Here is a 16,780-nt window from a genome sequence, read left to right on the forward strand (position 1 = left end):
AAGCTATCGGGAAAAGGACAATCGCTCATTATAATTTCGCTATCGCCGGAATCCGGCGCCCGCCCCCTCGCCCCTCGCCCTCCAATACCCGCCGCCCGCCATGAGCTCCGCCGAAACCGATACCTATTCCGCCCAGGACGCCCCCGAATTCGCTCCCGCGCAGTTCGTGCGATGGTTCCGCGAGGTCGCGCCCTACGTGCACGATTTCCGCGGCAAAACCTTCGTCGTGGCCTTCGGCGGCGAACTGATCGAGGACGGCGGGCTGGAAGACCTGGTGGCCGACCTGTCGCTGCTGTCCGCCCTGGGGATCAAGCTGGTCCTGGTGCACGGCTCGCGGCCCCAGGTCAACGAACAGTTGCGCCTGAAGGGGCACACCACCCAGTTCGGCCGGGGCACGGAACCCACCAGCCCCGAGGCCCTGGAATGCGCGAAAGAAGCCGCCGGGGAAATCCGCCTGGACATCGAGGCCGCCTTCAGCCAGGGGCTGCCCAACACGCCCATGTCGCACGCCAAGATCCGCGTGATCTCCGGCAATTTCGTCACTGCGCGCCCCGTCGGCGTGATCGACGGCGTGGACTACCGGCGCGCCGGCACGGTGCGCAAGCTCGACATCGAGGCGATGCGCAACGTCATCAGCCAGGGGGCCATCGTGCTGCTTTCGCCGCTGGGCTTTTCCCCCACCGGCGAGGCCTTCAACCTGGCCATGGAAGACCTGGCCACCAACGCCGCCGTGGCGCTGCGCGCCGAAAAGCTGATCTTCCTGACCCAGAACCGCACCGTCACCGAGACCGACGGCTCGGTGGACACGGAACTGGCCCGCAAGGACGCCGACGACCTGCTCTCCCAGGGCATCCTGGACGAGGACACGTCCGCCTTCCTGCGCCACGCATCCCTGGCGGTCAAGCGCGGCGTGGCGCGCGCGCACCTGGTGCCCTACACCATGGACGGCAGCATCCTGCTGGAAATCTTCACCCACGACGGGGTGGGCACCATGGTGGTCGAGGACACCCTGGAAGACCTGCGGCCGGCCGTGGCCGACGACGTGGGCGCCATCGTCCAGTTGATCGAGCCCCTGGAAGCCGACGGCACCCTGGTGCCGCGCGGCCGCGCCGTGATCGAGCGCGACGTGGAAAAATTCACGGTCCTGGAACACGACGGCGTGATCTACGGCTGCGTGGCTCTGATCCCCTACCTGGACGACGGCATGGCCGAAATGGCCTGCCTGATCGTGCACCCCGAATGGCAGGGCACGGGCGACGGCGAGAAGCTGCTGCGCCACGCCGAGACCAGCGCCCGCGCCCAGGGCGCTCGGCGCCTGTTCGTGCTAACCACGCGCACCTCGCACTGGTTCCTCAAGCGCGGCTTCGTCCAGGGCGGCGTCTCCGACCTGCCCCACGAGAAGCGCGCCCACTACAACCATTCGCGCAACAGCCTGATCTTCATCAAGCGGCTATGAAAATCCTCGTCACCGGCGGCGCCGGCTTCATCGGCTCGGCCCTAATCCGGCACCTCATCGGCCAGACCGGCCATTCGGTCGTCAACGTCGACAAGCTGACCTACGCCGGCAACCTGGAATCCCTGGAATCCGTCGCCGACGATCCGCGCTACGCCTTCGAGCATCTGGACATCTGCGACGCGCCGGGCCTGGCGGACGCGTTCGCGCGCCACCGGCCGGACGCGGTGATGCACCTGGCGGCGGAATCCCACGTGGACCGCTCCATCGACGGCCCCGCCGCCTTCGTACGGACCAACCTGGTCGGCACCTACACGCTGCTGGAGGCCGCCCGCGCCCACTGGAACGGACTGGACGCCGCCGCGCGCGCCGCCTTCCGCTTCCATCACGTCTCCACCGACGAGGTCTACGGCGACCTGGCCGGCACCGGAGACCTGTTCACGGAAGCCACGCCCTACGCCCCCAGTTCACCCTATTCCGCCACCAAGGCGGGGTCGGACCACCTGGCGCGGGCCTGGCACCGCACCTACGGCCTGCCGGTGCTGGTCACCAACTGCTCCAACAACTACGGCCCCTGCCACTTCCCGGAAAAGCTGATCCCGCTGGTCATCCTGAACGCCCTGGAAGGCAAGCCCCTGCCCGTCTACGGCCAGGGCCTGCAGGTCCGCGACTGGCTCTACGTCGAGGACCACGCCCGCGCCCTGCTGCGCGTGGTCGAATCGGGCGTCCCCGGGGAAACCTACAACATCGGCGGCCACAACGAGCAGCGCAACATCGACGTGGTGCGCGCCATCTGCGACCTGCTGGAGGAACTGGCCCCCGAACGCCCGGCCGGCGTGGCGCGCTACGCCGACCTGATCACCCACGTGGCCGACCGCCCGGGACACGACCTGCGCTACGCCATCGACGCCGGCAAGATCGCCCGCGAACTGGGCTGGACACCGCGGGAAACCTTCGCCACGGGCCTGCGCAAGACCGTGCAATGGTATCTGGAACACCGCGGCTGGTGCCGCCACGTACAGGACGGCAGCTACCAGCGCCAGCGGCTGGGCCTGGGCGGCGGTTCGGCCGGCACGTCCGCCGCATGAACCCGCGCGCCGCATCCCCGGACGCCCATCGGCGGGATGCGCCCGCGCCCCGGATCCTGGTCACCGGCGCCGACGGCCAACTGGGGCGCTCGCTGCGCGCGCTGGCGCAACGGCGCCCCGGCGAGGCCCGTTATGAATTCCTGGGCCGGACGCAACTGGACATCACGCGGGCCGACGCCGTGGCCGCCTGGCTGGACGCGCACCCGGCCGACCGCCTAATCAACGCCGCCGCCTACACGGCGGTGGACCGCGCGGCCGCCGAGCCGGACCTGTCCCGCGCCATCAACGCTGCCGCGCCCGGCCTGCTGGCGCGCGCCTGCGCGGCGCGCGGCATCCGGCTGCTGCACGTGTCCACCGACTACGTCTTCGACGGACGCCTGGACCGCCCCTACCGGGAAGACGACCCGGCCGCCCCCCTGAACACCTACGGGCGCGGCAAGCTGGAAGGCGAACGTGCCGTCCTGGACGCCGATCCGGGCGCGCTGATCGTGCGCACCGGCTGGGTCTTCAGCGCCTGGGGACACAATTTCGTGCGCACGATGGTGCGCCTGGGCGCGCAGCGCGACACTCTGCGCGTGATCGACGACCAGACCGGCGGCCCCACCTGGGCCGGCCACCTGGCGGAGGTCCTGCACGCCCTGGCGCTGCGGCCCGCCGGCGACGCGCCGGGCGGCGCGTACCACTTCGGCGGCCGGCCCTGGGTCAGCTGGCACGGCTTCGCCCTGGAAATCCTCGCCCGGGCCCACGCCCGGGGCCTGATCGCCCGCCTGCCCCGCGTGGAGGCGATCGCGTCGGCCGACTGGCCCGCCCCCGAGCCCCGGCCGGCCAACGGCCGGCTGGACTGCGCCCGGCTGGAAGCCCTGCTCGGGCCGCTGGAGCGCGACTGGCGCATCGGCCTGGACCGGGTCCTGGAATCCTGGAAGACCGAAGGGTCTTGAGACGGCCGTCGCCCATGCGCGGGGATACAATGCCCGCTTTCCCATCGCAAGACACGAGAGGCACCCGAATGGCACGCATGATCCAATGCCGCAAACTCAAGCGCGAAGCCCAGGGCCTGGACTATCCCCCGTACCCGGGCGAACTGGGCGTGCGCATCTGGCGTGAGATTTCCAGGGACGCCTGGGCCAAGTGGCTGGACATCCAGACGCGGCTGGTCAACGAGAACCACCTGAGCCTGGCCGACCCCGAGGCGCGCAAATTCCTGGCCGAACGGATGCAGGCATTCCTGTTCGACGACCAGGACGTCGAGGCCCAGGGCTACGTGCCGCCCTCGGCCTGAGCGGTCACGCCGGCCCTGGCCGGCGGGCGGGTTCAGTCGCGCGGGTCGCCGGACGCGTCGCCGCGCGGTTCCGGCGGCTCGCCGCGCGCCAAACGTTCGGTGTTGGTGACGCCCGTGTGGCGCACGTCGTCGCCACGCACCATGTAGATCACGCGCTCGGCCATGTTCTTGGCGTGGTCGCCGATGCGCTCCAGCGCGCGGGCGATGAAGATCAGGTCGATGGAGCGCGAAATCGTGCGCGGATCCTCGATCATGTAGGTGATGATGTGGCGCAGGGAGGCCTTCCATTCCTTGTCCACGTCCTTGTCGTTGCGCACCACCTGGGCGGCGGCGACGGGATCCTCGCGGGCGAAGGCGTCCAGCGCGGCCCGGATCATGCTGGCCACCGCGTCGGCCATGTGGCGCAGTTCCACCACCGGCTCGTAGGACGAATCGGATTCGTGCAGGCGGCGGGCGACCTTGGCGATCTTCTCGGCCTCGTCGCCGCAGCGTTCCATGTCGGTCAGCATCTTCGAGATCGACAGCAGCAGGCGCAGGTCGCCCGCCGTGGGCTGGTTGCGGGCGATCAGCTGGCTGATGCGCTCGTCGATGTCGACCTCGAACTGGTTGACCTGCCGCTCGTGCTCGCGGACCCGGTCCACCAGATGCAGCTCGCCCCGGGACAGGGCCCGCATGCCGTCCAGCACCATGGATTCGACCAGCCCGCCCATCTGCAGGAACATGGACCGCGTCGTTTCGAGTTCGCTGTGAAATTGCTTGTTGGTGTGTTCCAATCCGGGACCTCTGTCTGCCTGTGCCTGATGAGCCGCCCAGGCGCGTTCAACGATCGCAAAGCGTACCATCGCGCCCGCCGCTTGGGAAGGAACCCCCAGCATAGCAGCGCCATGTGACGGAAACGTGACGGCGGACCCCGGACCCGCCCCGCGGGGCCGGGGTCAGGCGGGGCCACCGCCATGCGCCGCCGAAGGCGCCCCCGGCCGGATCAGTCGCGCAGTTCCAGCCGCGACACGCCCGCCTGCCCCGCCACCAGCGCCACCTGGGCGCCGGAAATCGCGAACAGCCCGCAGCAGACCACGCCCGGAATGTTGTTCAACAGCGCCTCGAACTCGGCGGGATCGCCATAGCGCAGGCCGGAGACGTCCAGGATCTGGTTGCCGTTGTCCGTGACGAAACCCTCGCGCAGGCGCGGCTGCCCGCCCAACTGGCGGACCTGGCGGGCGACGGCCTCGCGCGCCAGGGGGATGACCTCGATGGGCAGCGGAAAGGCGCCCAGGCGCTCGACCAGCTTGGACTCGTCGACGATGCAGACGAAGCGGTCCGCCACGGAGGCCACGATCTTCTCGCGCGTCAATGCTCCGCCGCCGCCCTTGATCATGTTCAGCTGGTGGTCGATCTCGTCCGCGCCGTCCACGTACAGCGCCAGCGAGGCCACCTCGTTCAGGTCCAGCACCTCGATGCCCGCCGCCCGCAGGCGGCGCGTGCTGCGCTCGGAACTGGACACCGCCGCGCGGAAGGCCTGGCGATGGGGCGCCAGCAGGTCGATGAAGCGGTCCACGGTCGAGCCCGTCCCCACCCCCAGGACGCTGTCGGGCTGCAGCTGGGGCAGCACGTGGTCGAGGGCGGCCTGGGCCGCCTGTTGCTTGAGTTCGTCCTGGGTGAGCATGGGAGATGTCCGGTCGGGGTCTGGGAGGCCTGTATTGTAATGGCGGCCGGAACCCGGATGCCGGGACGGGCCGCCCATGGCCGCACGCGGTACACGCCGGCGCGCGCAGGCGCCATAATGGGCCGGTTCCCGCCGAATCCGCCATGAAGCTTCCTCCATGAACGCCAACCCCTTCACTCCCGCCGACCTCGAAGCCCTGCGCCAGGCCCACGCCCTGCTCGAAAACCCGGGCCTGGCCGCGCGCATGACGAACCTGATCGGCGCGCCCGTCGAGAAATTCCTGGACCGGCTCCCCGGGGGCTGGAACGCCCAGATCGGCCAGGTCACCCGGCTGGCGCTGAGCAAGGCCGCCGACGCCGCCCTGTTCACGCTGGACGACAAGCCCGGGGGCCGCAGCTCGGACTGGTGGCACAAGATCGGCGCGGCCGCCACCGGCGGCGTGGGCGGCTTCTTCGGCCTGGCCGGCCTGGCGGTGGAACTGCCGGTCTCCACCACGATCATGATGCGCTCGATCGCCGACATCGCCCGCAGCGAGGGCGAATCGCTGGCCGATCCCGGCACGCGGCTCGCCTGCCTGGAAGTCTTCGCCCTGGGCGGCAAGAGCGCGGCCGACGACGGCGCGGAAAGCGGCTACTACTTCGTGCGCGCGGCACTGGCGCGCGCCATCAGCCAGGCCGCGGAATACGCCGCCGGCAGCGTCGCCGTCGAAAAGGCGGCGCCGCCCGCCCTGATGCGCCTGATCACGATGGTGGCCGAGCGCTTCGGCATCCAGATCACCGAAAAGGCCGCCGCCCAGGCCGTCCCCGCCCTCGGCGCGGCCGGCGGCGCCCTGATCAACACCCTGTTCATCAATCACTTCCAGGACATGGCCCGGGGGCATTTCATCATCCGCCGGCTGGACCGGCATCATGGGGCCGAAGCGGTGCGAGAGGCGTACGAAGCGCTGAACCGGCGGCGCGAAGACTGATTCCAAAGGGAAAAATCGACCGGCCCGCCGATACGGAAATGCCTGGAGCGCCCTTGAAAAAGGGGTATTCAAACTTTCCGCCACAAATTTGCAATAATTCCGCGTCTCCCGAACGTTCCTCCATCATGCTCGACCTATTTTCCGGCTTGCCCCTTGCGGTCGGGCTCAGCCTGGTACTGGCGCTGGCCCTCGTCCTGGTCTTCGAATTCATCAACGGCTTCCACGACACCGCCAATGCCGTCGCCACGGTCATCTACACGAAGGCCATGCCGCCGCACCTGGCGGTGCTCTTCTCGGGCATCTGCAACTTCCTGGGCGTGCTGCTCGGCGGCGTGGGGGTGGCCTACGCCATCGTCCACCTGCTGCCCGTGGAGCTGCTGCTCAACCTGGACAGCGGGCGCAGCCTGGCCATGGCGTTCTCCATGCTGGTCGCCGCCATCGTCTGGAACCTCGGCACCTGGTATTTCGGCATCCCGGCCTCCAGCTCGCATACGCTGATCGGCGCGATCCTGGGCGTGGGCCTGGCCAACGCCCTGCTGACCGGCCTGCCCGTGGGCATCGGCGTGAACTGGGGCAAGGCCATCGACATCGGCCTGTCGCTGATCATCTCGCCCGTGGCCGGCTTCATCGTCGCGGCCCTGCTGCTGCTGGGCTTGAAGAGACTGTTCGCCGACTCGAAGATGCACAAGACGCCCGAACAGCGCCGCGCCATCGACAACAAGAAACACCCGCCCTTCTGGAACCGGCTGGTGCTGGTGCTGTCGGCGATGTGCGTGAGCTTCGTGCACGGCTCCAACGACGGGCAGAAAGGCATCGGCCTGATCATGCTGGTGCTCATCGGCATCGTCCCGGCCAAGTTCGTGCTGGACCCGGCCAGCACGCCCTACCAGGTCCAGCGCACCGTCGACGCCGCCGCCCACCTGGGCGACTTCTACCAGCGCAACGCGGATACGCTGGGCGACTACCTGGCGCTCAAGCGCCCGTTGCGCGCCGGCCTGCCCCAGACGTCCCGCTGCGACCCGCAGGACACGCTGGGCACCATCCAGGCGGTGCGCCACACGCTGGACGGCGTGCGCACCTACGACGACCTGCCGCCCGAAACGCGCGTGCGCATGCGCCGCTACCTGCTCTGCCTGGACGACACCGTCCGCAAGGTGGCCAGCCTGGACACGCTGTCCATCAGCGAGAAAACCGACCTGCGGCGCCTGCGCGCCGACCTGACCGCGCCGACGGAATACGCGCCGCTGTGGGTGATCGTCGCCGTCGCGCTGGCCCTGGGCGCCGGCACCATGCTGGGCTGGCGCCGCGTGGTGCTGACCGTGGGCGAAAAGATCGGCCGGCAGGGGATGACCTATGCCCAGGGCATGTCGGCCCAGATCACCGCCGTCGCCGCCATCGGCGTGGCCAACGTGTTCAGCCTGCCCGTTTCGACCACCCAGGTGCTGTCCTCGGGCGTGGCCGGCACCATGGTCGCCAACCGCAGCGGCCTGCACAACGGCACCGTGCGCATCATCCTGCTGGCCTGGCTGCTGACCTTCCCGGCCAGCATGCTGCTGTCGGCGGGGCTGTTCAGCCTGGCGGTGCTGGTATTGGGGATGTGACTACCCCGCCCGCTTCGCCGCCTGGATCTGCATGCGGTTGACCGCCACCACGACGATCCCCACGGCGACCATGAACAGGGTCGCCAGGGCGTTGATTTCCGGTTTCAGGCCCAGGCGCACGCGGGAGAAGACTTCCAGCGGCAGGGTCGTGTAGCCCGGGCCGGACAGGAAGGACGCCACCACCACGTCGTCCAACGACAGGGTGAAGGACAGCAGCCACGCGGCCAGCAGGGCCGGGGCGATCAGGGGCAGCGTGATCTGGAAGAACACCCGCAGCGGCGAGGCGCCCAGGTCCAGGGCGGCCTCTTCCAGCGAGCGGTCCAGGTCGCGCACGCGCGACTGGATGATGACGGCGACGTAGGCCGTGCACAGGGTCACGTGGCCCACCCAGATGGTGAACATGCCGTTGCCGTCGGGCCAGCCGAACACCTTGGACATTTCCACGAACATCAGCAGCAGCGAGATGCCCAGCACGACCTCGGGCATGACCAGCGGAGCGCTGAGCATGCCGATGTACAGGCCGAAACCCCGGAACCGCCCCATGCGCGCCAGCACGTAGCCGGCCCAGGTGCCGATGGCCACCGCCGCGGTGGCGGTCAGGGTGGCGATGGCGAGCGACAGCTTCGCCGCCGACAGCAGCGCCTGGTCCTGGAACAGTTCCGCGTACCAGCGCAGCGAGAAGCCCGACCAGGAGGTCATCAGCGTGGAGTCGTTGAAGGAGAACACCATCAGGCAGGCGATGGGCACGTACAGGAAGCCGTAGCCGACCACCAGCGTGAGGAAGCGGAACCAGCCGCCGCCGCGCATCATGTCCGCGCTCCCAGCTGGCGAGCCTGGTTGTACTGGAAGATGGACAGAGGCACGAGCAGCAGCAGGACCATCACGCAGGTCACGGCCGCCGCCATCGGCCAGTCGGCGTTGTTGAAGAATTCGTTCCACATCACGCGCCCCATCATCAGGGTGTTGGCCCCGCCCAGCATTTCGGGAATGACGTATTCGCCCACCGACGGAATGAACACCAGCATGGCGCCCGCCACCACGCCGGGCATGGACAGCGGCAGCGTGATCCGCAGGAAGGCGCTCCAGGGCCGCGCGCCCAGGTCGTAGGCGGCTTCCAGCAGGCGGTAGTCCAGCTTCACCAGGTTGGCGTACAGCGGCAGGATGAAGAACGGCAGGTAGGCGTAGACCAGGCCGATGTAGACGGCCAGGTCGGTGCGGTAGATTTCCAGCGGCGCGTCGATCAGCCCCAGGCCCATCAGCAGATGGTTCAGCAGCCCGTCGTTGCGCAGGATGCCGACCCAGGCATAGACGCGCAGCAGCAGCGAGGTCCAGAACGGCAGGATCACGCCCAGCAGCAGCAGGTTGCGGATCTCCGGCCGCGCGCGGGCGATGTGGTAGGCCATGGGATAGCCGATCAGCGCGCAGCAGACGGTGGTGACCAGGGCCATCTTCACCGAATTCAGATACACGGCCGCGTACAGGCTGTCGGTGAACAACAGCACGTAGCCGCGCAGGTGCAGGGCCAGCGTCAGGGTCTGGTCCTGCAGGGTGGCGATCGGCGTGTAGGGCGGGATGCCGAACTGCAGGTCGGAAAAGCTGATCTTCAGCACCAGCAGGAACGGCACCAGCAGGAACAGCGCCAGCCAGGCGTAGGGCACGCCGATGGCGAACTGCCGGGCGCTGGGGCGGTGGCCGGGAATTTTCAGGTGCATCGGCGGCTCCGGACGCTGGGGTCGTTGAAGGCGGGGACCGGCGGCCGTCAGGACGCCAGCACGGTCCCGGCGTCGTGGGACCAGGTGACGTAGACTTCCTCGTCCACGCCGGGCGCGTCGGACTGGCTCCAGTCCAGGCTGGGCACACTGGCCTCGATGGTCTGGCCGGCGTCCAGGCGGATCTGGTAGCGGGCATAGCTGCCCATCCAGGCGACGTGCGACACCATGCCGTGGCCCCAGTTGGATTCGGCTTCGGGGACCTGGCGGCCGACGCGGATCTGCTCGGGCCGGATGGAGACGTGGACTTCCATGCCCAGGGGCTCGCTGATGCCGTGGCTGACGTACAGCGGGCGCGACAGCGCGTCGGTCTCGATCAGCACGTGGTCGGGCTCGTCCACCACGATGGTGCCGGTGAAGAGATTGGTCGATCCGATGAAGCCGGCGACGAAGCGGGAACTGGGGAAGGTATAGACGTCGTGCGGCGTGCCACACTGGACGATCTGGCCCTCGGTCATGACGGCCAGGCGGCTGGCCATGGTCATGGCCTCTTCCTGGTCGTGGGTGACCATGATGCAGGTGACGCCGACCTGGCCCAGGATCTTCACCAGCTCGATCTGGGTGGCCTGGCGGATCTGCTTGTCCAGCGCCGACATGGGCTCGTCGAGCAGCAGCAGCTTGGGCCGCTTGACCAGGCTGCGCGCCAGCGCCACGCGCTGCTGCTGGCCGCCGGACAACTGGTGCGGGCGGCGGCGCGCGTAGCCGGCCATCTGCACCAGGTCCAGGGCCTCGAACACGCGTTCGTGGATCTCGTGGCGCGGCACGCCTTCCTGCTTCAGGCCGAAGGCCACGTTGGCCTCGACCGACATGTGCGGGAACAGGGCGTAGGACTGGAACATCATGTTGACCGGCCGCCGGTGCGGCGGCAGGGCCGTGATGTCCTCGTCGTCCAGGATGATGCGCCCGGAGGTGGGCTCCTCGAAGCCCGCCAGCATGCGCAGCAGGGTCGATTTGCCGCAGCCCGAGCTGCCCAGCAGGGCGAAGATCTCGTGCCGGCGCACCGACAGGGAGACGGACTTGACCGCCACCGTGTCGCCGAAGATCTTGACGACGTCGTCCATGCGGACGAAGTCGTCGGCCTCGCCCTGGCGAGGCATGCCGCGCGGATCCTGCATCGCCGTCAGCGCCCGGTCTTGAGCTGCGCCCACATCTGCGTCTGCAGGCGCAGGATGTTCAGGGGCTGCGGCTTGATGACGAACAGCGTGCGGGAGACTTCCGGCGAGGGATAGATCATGGGGTTGCTGGCGACTTCCTCGACCACGTACTTGCGCGCTTCCTTGTTGGCGTTGGGGTAGTACATGGTGTTGGTGATGGCCGCGTGCACCTGGGGCGTCTCGATGTAGTTGATGAAGGCGTGCGCCTCGTCCACGTGCTCGGCGCTCTTGGGGATGGCCATGGTGTCGAACCAGACCGGCGCCCCGCCGTCGGGAATGACGTAGTCGATGGCGTAGGGCTTCTTGGCTTCCTTCGCGCGCGACGAGGCGATCATCACGTCGCCCGAAAAGCCGTAGACCATGCACAGGCCGCCCGAGGCCAGCTCGTCGATGTAGCCCGAGGAGCTGAACTGGCGCACGTAGGGCCGGATGGTCTTCAGCAGGGCCAGCGCGGCCTCGTAGTCCTTGGGATCGCTGCTGTTGGGATCCTTGCCCAGGTAGTGCAGCGCGGCCGGGAAGACCTGCGCGGCCTCGTCCAGGATGGAAATGCCGCAGGACTGCAGCTTGGCCGCGTTTTCCGGCTTGAACAGCATGTCCCAGGAATTCAGGGGCGCGTCCTGGCCCATGAGCTCGCGCACCTTGGTGACGTTGTAGCCCAGGCCGTTGGTGCCGTAGCCCCAGGGGATCAGGTACTGGTTGCCGGGATCGACGGTGGCCACCAGGGCCATCAGGTCCGGGTCCAGATATTGCCAGTTGGGGATCTTGGAGCGGTCCAGCTTCTGGAACAGGCCGCCCTGGATCTGGCGGGCGGCGTAGTGGGTGGACGGCACGACCACGTCGTAGCCCGACTTGCCCGTCAGCAGCTTGGCCTGGAGCGTGTCGTTGGTGTCGTAGACGTCGTAGCGGATCTTGATGCCGGTGGCCTTCTCGAAACCGGAGAGGGTGTCGGGCGCGGTGTATTCGGCCCAGTTGTAGACGTTGACGACGCGATCCTGGGCGGACGCCGGAACCGCGGCGATCAGCGCGGCGGCGGCCAACAGGGTGTGTACGGTGCCGATTTTCATGGCATGGGTCCCTATCATGGAGGAAAACAACGGGATAACGCATCCCACCACTGCGCTCCGCGCGCGCCGGCTACCTTAACCAAAGACCGTCGCAGGCGCAACCGGTTTTTTTCCGCCTGTCCCGGGGATACCACACCCAGGCGCGCGCGGTCGAAGTCGATCAGCCAGACCCGGTCGTCGGCATCGAACAGGATGTTGTAGGCGTTCAGGTCCGCGTGCCAGACGCCGGCCGCGTGCATCGCGGCGATGGCCCGCGCGACGGCGGCGGGATCGGCCCGGTCCAGGCGGCCCGCCAGGGCCTGCGCGCCCGCGATCCGGGCGATCAGGATGGCGTTGCGGTAGAACGGGGAAGCGCCCGGGCGCCAGTACGCCGCGCCCAGCGGTTCGGGCACGCGCAGTCCGGCCCGGCGCAGATGGTCCAGCACCCGGACCTCGGCATAGGCCCGCACGCGGGATTCCCCCAGCCACAGATAGGATTCGCGGCCGCCCAGCCGGGCGCGCAGACCGCCGCGCCGGTAGTGGCGCAGGACGGCGGGGCCGTGGACGCCATCGACGAACCAGGCGGCCTGACGGCCGCCCTCGCCCACCGGCGCGGCATCGGGCCGGCGGGCGTCGAACCAGCCCGCATCGGCCTGGCCGGCAAAGCGCTCCGGCACGCACAAGGCGCCGCCGGCGAACCGGTGTGCGGCCCAGCCTTGCGGCACCACCGGATTCATGTCTCCCCTCGCATCAGCAATAGTCCCATGATGACCAGCAGCATGCAGGCGAAGATCAGTTTCAGGCGCGCTTCGGGCAGCGCGTAGGCCAGGCGCACGCCGTAGGGCACGCACAGCAGGCTGCCGGCCGCCAGGGGGATGCCCACCAGCCCGTGCGCCTGCCCGTGCCAGGCGTAGGTGGCCAGGGCCACGCAGGTGCCCGGCACGATCATCGCCAGCGCTACCGCCTGGGCCGAGGTCTGGCGCAGGTGGAAGAACGAGGTCAGGAACGGTACCGCCAGCACGGCGCCGCCCACGCCGAAGATCCCGCCGGTCAGCCCGGCGAAGACGCCGACGCAGAAATACCAGAGCTTGCGCACTTGGCCGACCTCGCGGTAGAACGCGTCGGGCCGTGGTCTGGCGCGGCGCCCCAGGCTCTCGCGGAAATAGAACAGCGCGATCAGGAACACGAAGCCGGCGTAGATGCGGCGCAGCAGCCAGGGGTCCAGCCCCAGCGCGATCCGGGCGCCGATCCAGGTGCAGACGATGGAGCTGCAGGCCCCGGCCGCCGCCGAGCGCCAGTCGATGGGCGCGTGCTGGTGGTATTTGCGCAGCGTGAGCAGGATGGCCGGCAGCACCATGACCAGCGCCGTCCCCTGGGCGGCCTGCTGCTCGTAGCCCAGGACCAGCCCCAGCAGGGGGATCGCGAACAATCCCCCCCCGATGCCCAGCACCCCGCCGGAAAACCCGATCAGGCCGCCCGCCGCGAGGCAGGCGGGGATCAGCCAGAGCCCATCCATCGCGGGCTCCTCAGGACAGCACGCCGAGCACGTCCTCGACGCGGTCGACGGCCTGGATGCGCAGGCCCTCGATGGGCTGGCGCGGCAGATTGGCGCGCGGCACGACGGCGTGCTCGAAGCCCAGCTTGGCGGCTTCGCGCAGGCGTTCCTGGCCGCGCGGGGCCGGGCGGATCTCGCCGGCCAGGCCGATCTCGCCGAAGGCCAGCAGGCCGGCCGGCAGGGGCCGGTCGCGCATGGACGACAGGATCGCCAGGGCCACGGCCAGGTCGGCGGCCGGCTCCATGATGCGAACGCCGCCGACGGCGTTGACGAAGACGTCCTGGTCGTAGGTGGCGACCCCCGCGTGGCGGTGCAGCACGGCCAGCAGCATGGCCAGGCGGCTGCTTTCCAGGCCCACGGACAGGCGGCGCGGATTGGGCACGTGGGCCGTGTCCACCAGGGCCTGGACTTCGACCAGCAGCGGGCGGGTGCCTTCCTGGGTGGCCATGACGCAGGAGCCGGCGACCTCGCGCGAATGCCCCGCCAGGAACAGCGCGGACGGATTGCTCACTCCGCGCAGGCCCCGATCGGTCATGGCGAACACGCCCAGCTCGTTGACGGCGCCGAAACGGTTCTTGATGGCCCGCACCAGGCGGAACGAGGAATGGGTGTCGCCCTCGAAGTACAGGACGGTGTCGACGATGTGCTCCAGCACGCGCGGGCCGGCCAGCGCGCCGTCCTTGGTGACGTGGCCGATCAGGATCAGGGTGACGCCGGTCTGCTTGGCGATGCGGGTGAGCTGGGCGGCGCACTCGCGCACCTGGGACACCGAGCCGGGCGCGGCGGTCAGCTCGCCGGAATACAGGGTCTGGATCGAATCGATCACGGCCACGCCGGGCCGGCGCTCGACCAGGGCCTGGGTGATCTGCTCCAGGCGGATCTCGGCCAGCAGATCCACGCCGTCGCCCGACACGCCCAGGCGCTGGGCGCGCAGGGCGACCTGCTCGGCGGATTCCTCGCCCGTGACGTAGAGCACCGGGCCGCGTTCGGACAGGCTGGCCAGCGCCTGCAGCAGCAGGGTCGATTTGCCGATCCCCGGATCGCCACCGATCAGCACCACCGCGCCGGCCACCAGGCCGCCGCCCAGGACGCGGTCGAATTCCTCGATGCCGGTCGGGTTGCGGGCCTGCTCGCGGGCCTCGATGTCGGACAGGCGGCGCACCGGGGTGGAGGCGGCCAGCGGCGCGTAGCGATGGCTGGAGGCCGCCGCCGGGGACTCGCGGGTTTCCTGGAGCGTGTTCCAGGCGCCGCAGTGCGGGCAGCGGCCCTCCCATTTGGCGGAGGTGCCGCCGCAGTCCGAGCAGAGGAACAGGGTCCGGGCCTTGGCCATCAGCGGCCCGCCAGGCTGCCGCCGCCGTCCACGCCGATTTCCTGGCCGGTGATGAAGGCCGCCCCGTCGCCCAGCAGGAACACCACGGCGGCCGCGACCTCGTCGGCCTGGGCCAGGCGCCCCATGGGGATCGTGGCCAGCACGGCCTTTTCGGCGTCGCTGCCGACCGGGCATTCGGCGCGGAACAGGCCGGTTTCCACCGGGCCGGGCGAGACCGCGTTGACCGTGACGCCGTAGGGGGCCAGTTCCAGGGCCCAGGTGCGGGTACAGCCGAGCAGCGCGCTCTTGGCCGCCGCATAGCTGGTATGCCCGGTCTGGCCGTGCACCACGCGGCCGCACAGGTTGACGATGCGCCCGGACTTGCGCGCCTTCATGCCGGGCACGAAGGCCTGCACCGCCTGGACGGCCACGCGCACGTTCAGGTCGAAGGCCTGGTAGAGCGAGGCCAGGTCGACCTCGCCCAGGGGTTCGGGCATCGCGGGCCCGACGCAGTTCACCACCGCGTCGACCGGATATTTTTCACGGATGACGCGCAGCAGTTCCTCGGTCTCGCCGGCATTGGCCAGGTCGCAGGCGTACAGGTAGCCGGGGAAATCGATGTCGGCCACGTGCCGGGCCAGGCCGACGACGTGGCAGCCCTGGTCGGCCAGGCGCTGGCTGACGGCCCAGCCGATACCCTTGGTCGCGCCGGTGACGAGCACACAACTGTTCTTCATGAAGCATTCCTCCGCAGGCGGGGATTCACAGGACGCGACGCGGCACCCGGGGCGTCACGGCGGTGAGCAGTTCATAGCCGATGGTGCCGCAGGCCGCGGCGACCTCGTCCACCGATGGCCCTCCCTGCCCCCACAGCACGACCGGGGCGCCCGCCGCCGCGCCGGGCACGGGGTCCAGGTCCACGGCCAGCATGTCCATGGACACCCGGCCGACCAGGCGGGTGCGCACCCCGTCCACCGCGACCGGCGTGCCGGTGGGCGCGTGGCGCGGATAGCCGTCGGCGTAGCCGCAGGCGACGATGCCGACCCGCATGTCGCTGGGCGCGCGGAAGGTATGGCCGTAGCCCACCGATTCACCCGCCGGCACCCGGTGCGCGCTGATCAGCCGGGCGGACAGGGTCATGGCCGGACGCAGGCCGAAGGCATCGGCCGGCTGGTCGGCGAAGGGCGAGGATCCGTACAGGCAGATGCCGGGACGCACCCACTGGGGATCGCCGGCGATCCCCGCCGCCAGCCCGGGCGTCAGGGTGGCCGCCGAATTGCACAGGCTGACCGGGCCGGACAGGCCGTCGGTCGTCCGCAGGAAACAGTCGATCTGGTCCCGCGTGACGGCCGGATCGTCGTCCGCGCGGGCGAAGTGGGTCATCGCGCCGACCTGGCCCAGCACGCCGTCGGCCTGCAGGGCCAGGGCGCGCTCGTGGGCCGCGCGGAATTCGTGCGGCTGGAAGCCCAGCCGGTGCATGCCGGTGTTCAGCTTGACGAACACGTCGATCTGCCGGGCGATGGCGCTGGATTCCAGCATCTCGAACTGTTCGGCGCAATGCAGCGCGGCGCCGATCCGGTAGTGGACCAGCGCGTCGAGGTCGGCGGGCTCGAAGAAGCCTTCGAGCAGCAGCAACGGACCGGTCCAGCCCAGCTCGCGGCAGCGCACGGCTTCTTCCAGGTCCAGCATCGCCAGGCCGTCGGCCTCGCCGAAACCCGCCAGGGCGGCCTCGATGCCGTGTCCATAGCCGCGCGCCTTGATCACGGCCCAGATGAAGGGCGCGGCGCCGGGGGCGTCCTGCCGCAGGCGGCCGGCCACCGTGCGCAGATTGTGGGACAAGGCTTCGGTGTCGATCGTCGCCAGGATCGGGCGCGGCATGGAATCCCCCGGAAAGCAGGA

General features: G+C 69.6%; 17 protein-coding genes. 6 read left to right on the forward strand and 11 right to left on the reverse strand.

The features are described from left to right. Positions 1–100 precede the first annotated feature (100 nt). From argA to ACFO27_RS08200, 4 genes are all read left to right on the forward strand, one after another. Positions 101–1,456, forward strand: a complete 1,356-nt coding sequence (gene argA, locus ACFO27_RS08185; RefSeq protein ID WP_376816907.1) for an amino-acid N-acetyltransferase — start codon at positions 101–103, stop codon at positions 1,454–1,456. Then, complete coding sequence (rfbB, locus tag ACFO27_RS08190) at positions 1,453–2,541, forward strand: dTDP-glucose 4,6-dehydratase (protein WP_376816908.1); 1,089 nt, start codon at positions 1,453–1,455, stop codon at positions 2,539–2,541. The genes argA and rfbB overlap by 4 nt, the downstream gene beginning before the upstream one ends. Then, positions 2,538–3,479, forward strand: a complete 942-nt coding sequence (gene rfbD / locus ACFO27_RS08195; RefSeq protein WP_376816909.1) for a dTDP-4-dehydrorhamnose reductase — start codon at positions 2,538–2,540, stop codon at positions 3,477–3,479. The genes rfbB and rfbD overlap by 4 nt, the downstream gene beginning before the upstream one ends. Before the next feature lie 68 nt (positions 3,480–3,547). Then, entirely contained in the window at positions 3,548–3,820 is a 273-nt protein-coding gene (locus tag ACFO27_RS08200) for an oxidative damage protection protein (protein ID WP_376816910.1), read from the forward strand. Between the two features lie 32 nt (positions 3,821–3,852). Here ACFO27_RS08200 and phoU read toward each other — a convergent pair whose 3' ends face one another. Beyond that, positions 3,853–4,593, reverse strand: coding sequence for a phosphate signaling complex protein PhoU (gene phoU, locus ACFO27_RS08205; protein ID WP_376816911.1), 741 nt, complete (start codon positions 4,591–4,593; stop codon positions 3,853–3,855). Positions 4,594–4,802: 209 nt separating this feature from the next. After that, positions 4,803–5,483 (reverse strand): ribose-5-phosphate isomerase RpiA, encoded by a 681-nt coding sequence (gene rpiA, locus ACFO27_RS08210; protein ID WP_323023454.1) that lies wholly within the window; start codon positions 5,481–5,483, stop codon positions 4,803–4,805. A 157-nt stretch (positions 5,484–5,640) separates the two neighbouring features. On the opposite strand from rpiA, the gene ACFO27_RS08215 reads away from it, so the two are divergent. Next, positions 5,641–6,450, forward strand: a complete 810-nt coding sequence (locus tag ACFO27_RS08215; protein WP_376816912.1) for an EcsC family protein — start codon at positions 5,641–5,643, stop codon at positions 6,448–6,450. Between the two features lie 125 nt (positions 6,451–6,575). Further along, the gene (locus ACFO27_RS08220; protein WP_376816913.1) at positions 6,576–8,051 is read left to right on the forward strand and encodes an inorganic phosphate transporter; all 1,476 of its coding nucleotides are present in this window, start codon (positions 6,576–6,578) and stop codon (positions 8,049–8,051) included. On the opposite strand, the gene ACFO27_RS08225 is transcribed toward ACFO27_RS08220, so the two are convergent. Genes ACFO27_RS08225 through alr form a run of 9 tightly spaced genes read right to left on the reverse strand, consistent with a single transcriptional unit; the run spans position 8,052 to position 16,759 of the window. Then, a complete protein-coding gene (locus ACFO27_RS08225) occupies positions 8,052–8,861 on the reverse strand; it encodes an ABC transporter permease subunit (RefSeq protein WP_376816914.1) in 810 nt (269 codons plus the stop codon). It lies immediately after the preceding gene. Beyond that, positions 8,858–9,763 carry an ABC transporter permease subunit gene (locus ACFO27_RS08230; RefSeq protein WP_043683356.1) on the reverse strand — a complete coding sequence of 302 codons (906 nt, stop codon included), beginning with the start codon at positions 9,761–9,763 and terminating at the stop codon, positions 8,858–8,860. The genes ACFO27_RS08225 and ACFO27_RS08230 overlap by 4 nt, the downstream gene beginning before the upstream one ends. Before the next feature lie 47 nt (positions 9,764–9,810). Further along, positions 9,811–10,935 (reverse strand): ABC transporter ATP-binding protein, encoded by a 1,125-nt coding sequence (locus ACFO27_RS08235; RefSeq protein ID WP_376816977.1) that lies wholly within the window; start codon positions 10,933–10,935, stop codon positions 9,811–9,813. Positions 10,936–10,940: 5 nt separating this feature from the next. Further along, the gene (locus ACFO27_RS08240) at positions 10,941–12,038 is read right to left on the reverse strand and encodes a polyamine ABC transporter substrate-binding protein (RefSeq protein ID WP_376816915.1); all 1,098 of its coding nucleotides are present in this window, start codon (positions 12,036–12,038) and stop codon (positions 10,941–10,943) included. A gap of 14 nt (positions 12,039–12,052) precedes the next feature. Continuing rightward, entirely contained in the window at positions 12,053–12,754 is a 702-nt protein-coding gene (locus ACFO27_RS08245) for a 3-deoxy-D-manno-octulosonic acid kinase (RefSeq protein ID WP_376816916.1), read from the reverse strand. Further along, positions 12,751–13,533: a sulfite exporter TauE/SafE family protein gene (locus tag ACFO27_RS08250; RefSeq protein ID WP_376816917.1), complete on the reverse strand. Its 783-nt coding sequence runs from the start codon at positions 13,531–13,533 to the stop codon at positions 12,751–12,753. The genes ACFO27_RS08245 and ACFO27_RS08250 overlap by 4 nt, the downstream gene beginning before the upstream one ends. Positions 13,534–13,543: 10 nt before the next feature. Then, entirely contained in the window at positions 13,544–14,902 is a 1,359-nt protein-coding gene (radA, locus tag ACFO27_RS08255) for a DNA repair protein RadA (RefSeq protein WP_376816918.1), read from the reverse strand. Continuing rightward, on the reverse strand, positions 14,902–15,618 hold the full coding sequence (locus ACFO27_RS08260; RefSeq protein ID WP_376816919.1) for an SDR family oxidoreductase: 717 nt from the start codon (positions 15,616–15,618) through the stop codon (positions 14,902–14,904). The genes radA and ACFO27_RS08260 overlap by 1 nt, the downstream gene beginning before the upstream one ends. Positions 15,619–15,643: 25 nt before the next feature. Further along, positions 15,644–16,759 carry an alanine racemase gene (gene alr / locus ACFO27_RS08265; RefSeq protein WP_376816920.1) on the reverse strand — a complete coding sequence of 372 codons (1,116 nt, stop codon included), beginning with the start codon at positions 16,757–16,759 and terminating at the stop codon, positions 15,644–15,646. Between the last annotated feature and the right edge of the window lie 21 nt (positions 16,760–16,780).

The organism is Castellaniella denitrificans (assembly GCF_042653765.1).
GTDB classification, from domain to species: Bacteria; Pseudomonadota; Gammaproteobacteria; order Burkholderiales; family Burkholderiaceae_B; genus Castellaniella; species Castellaniella denitrificans.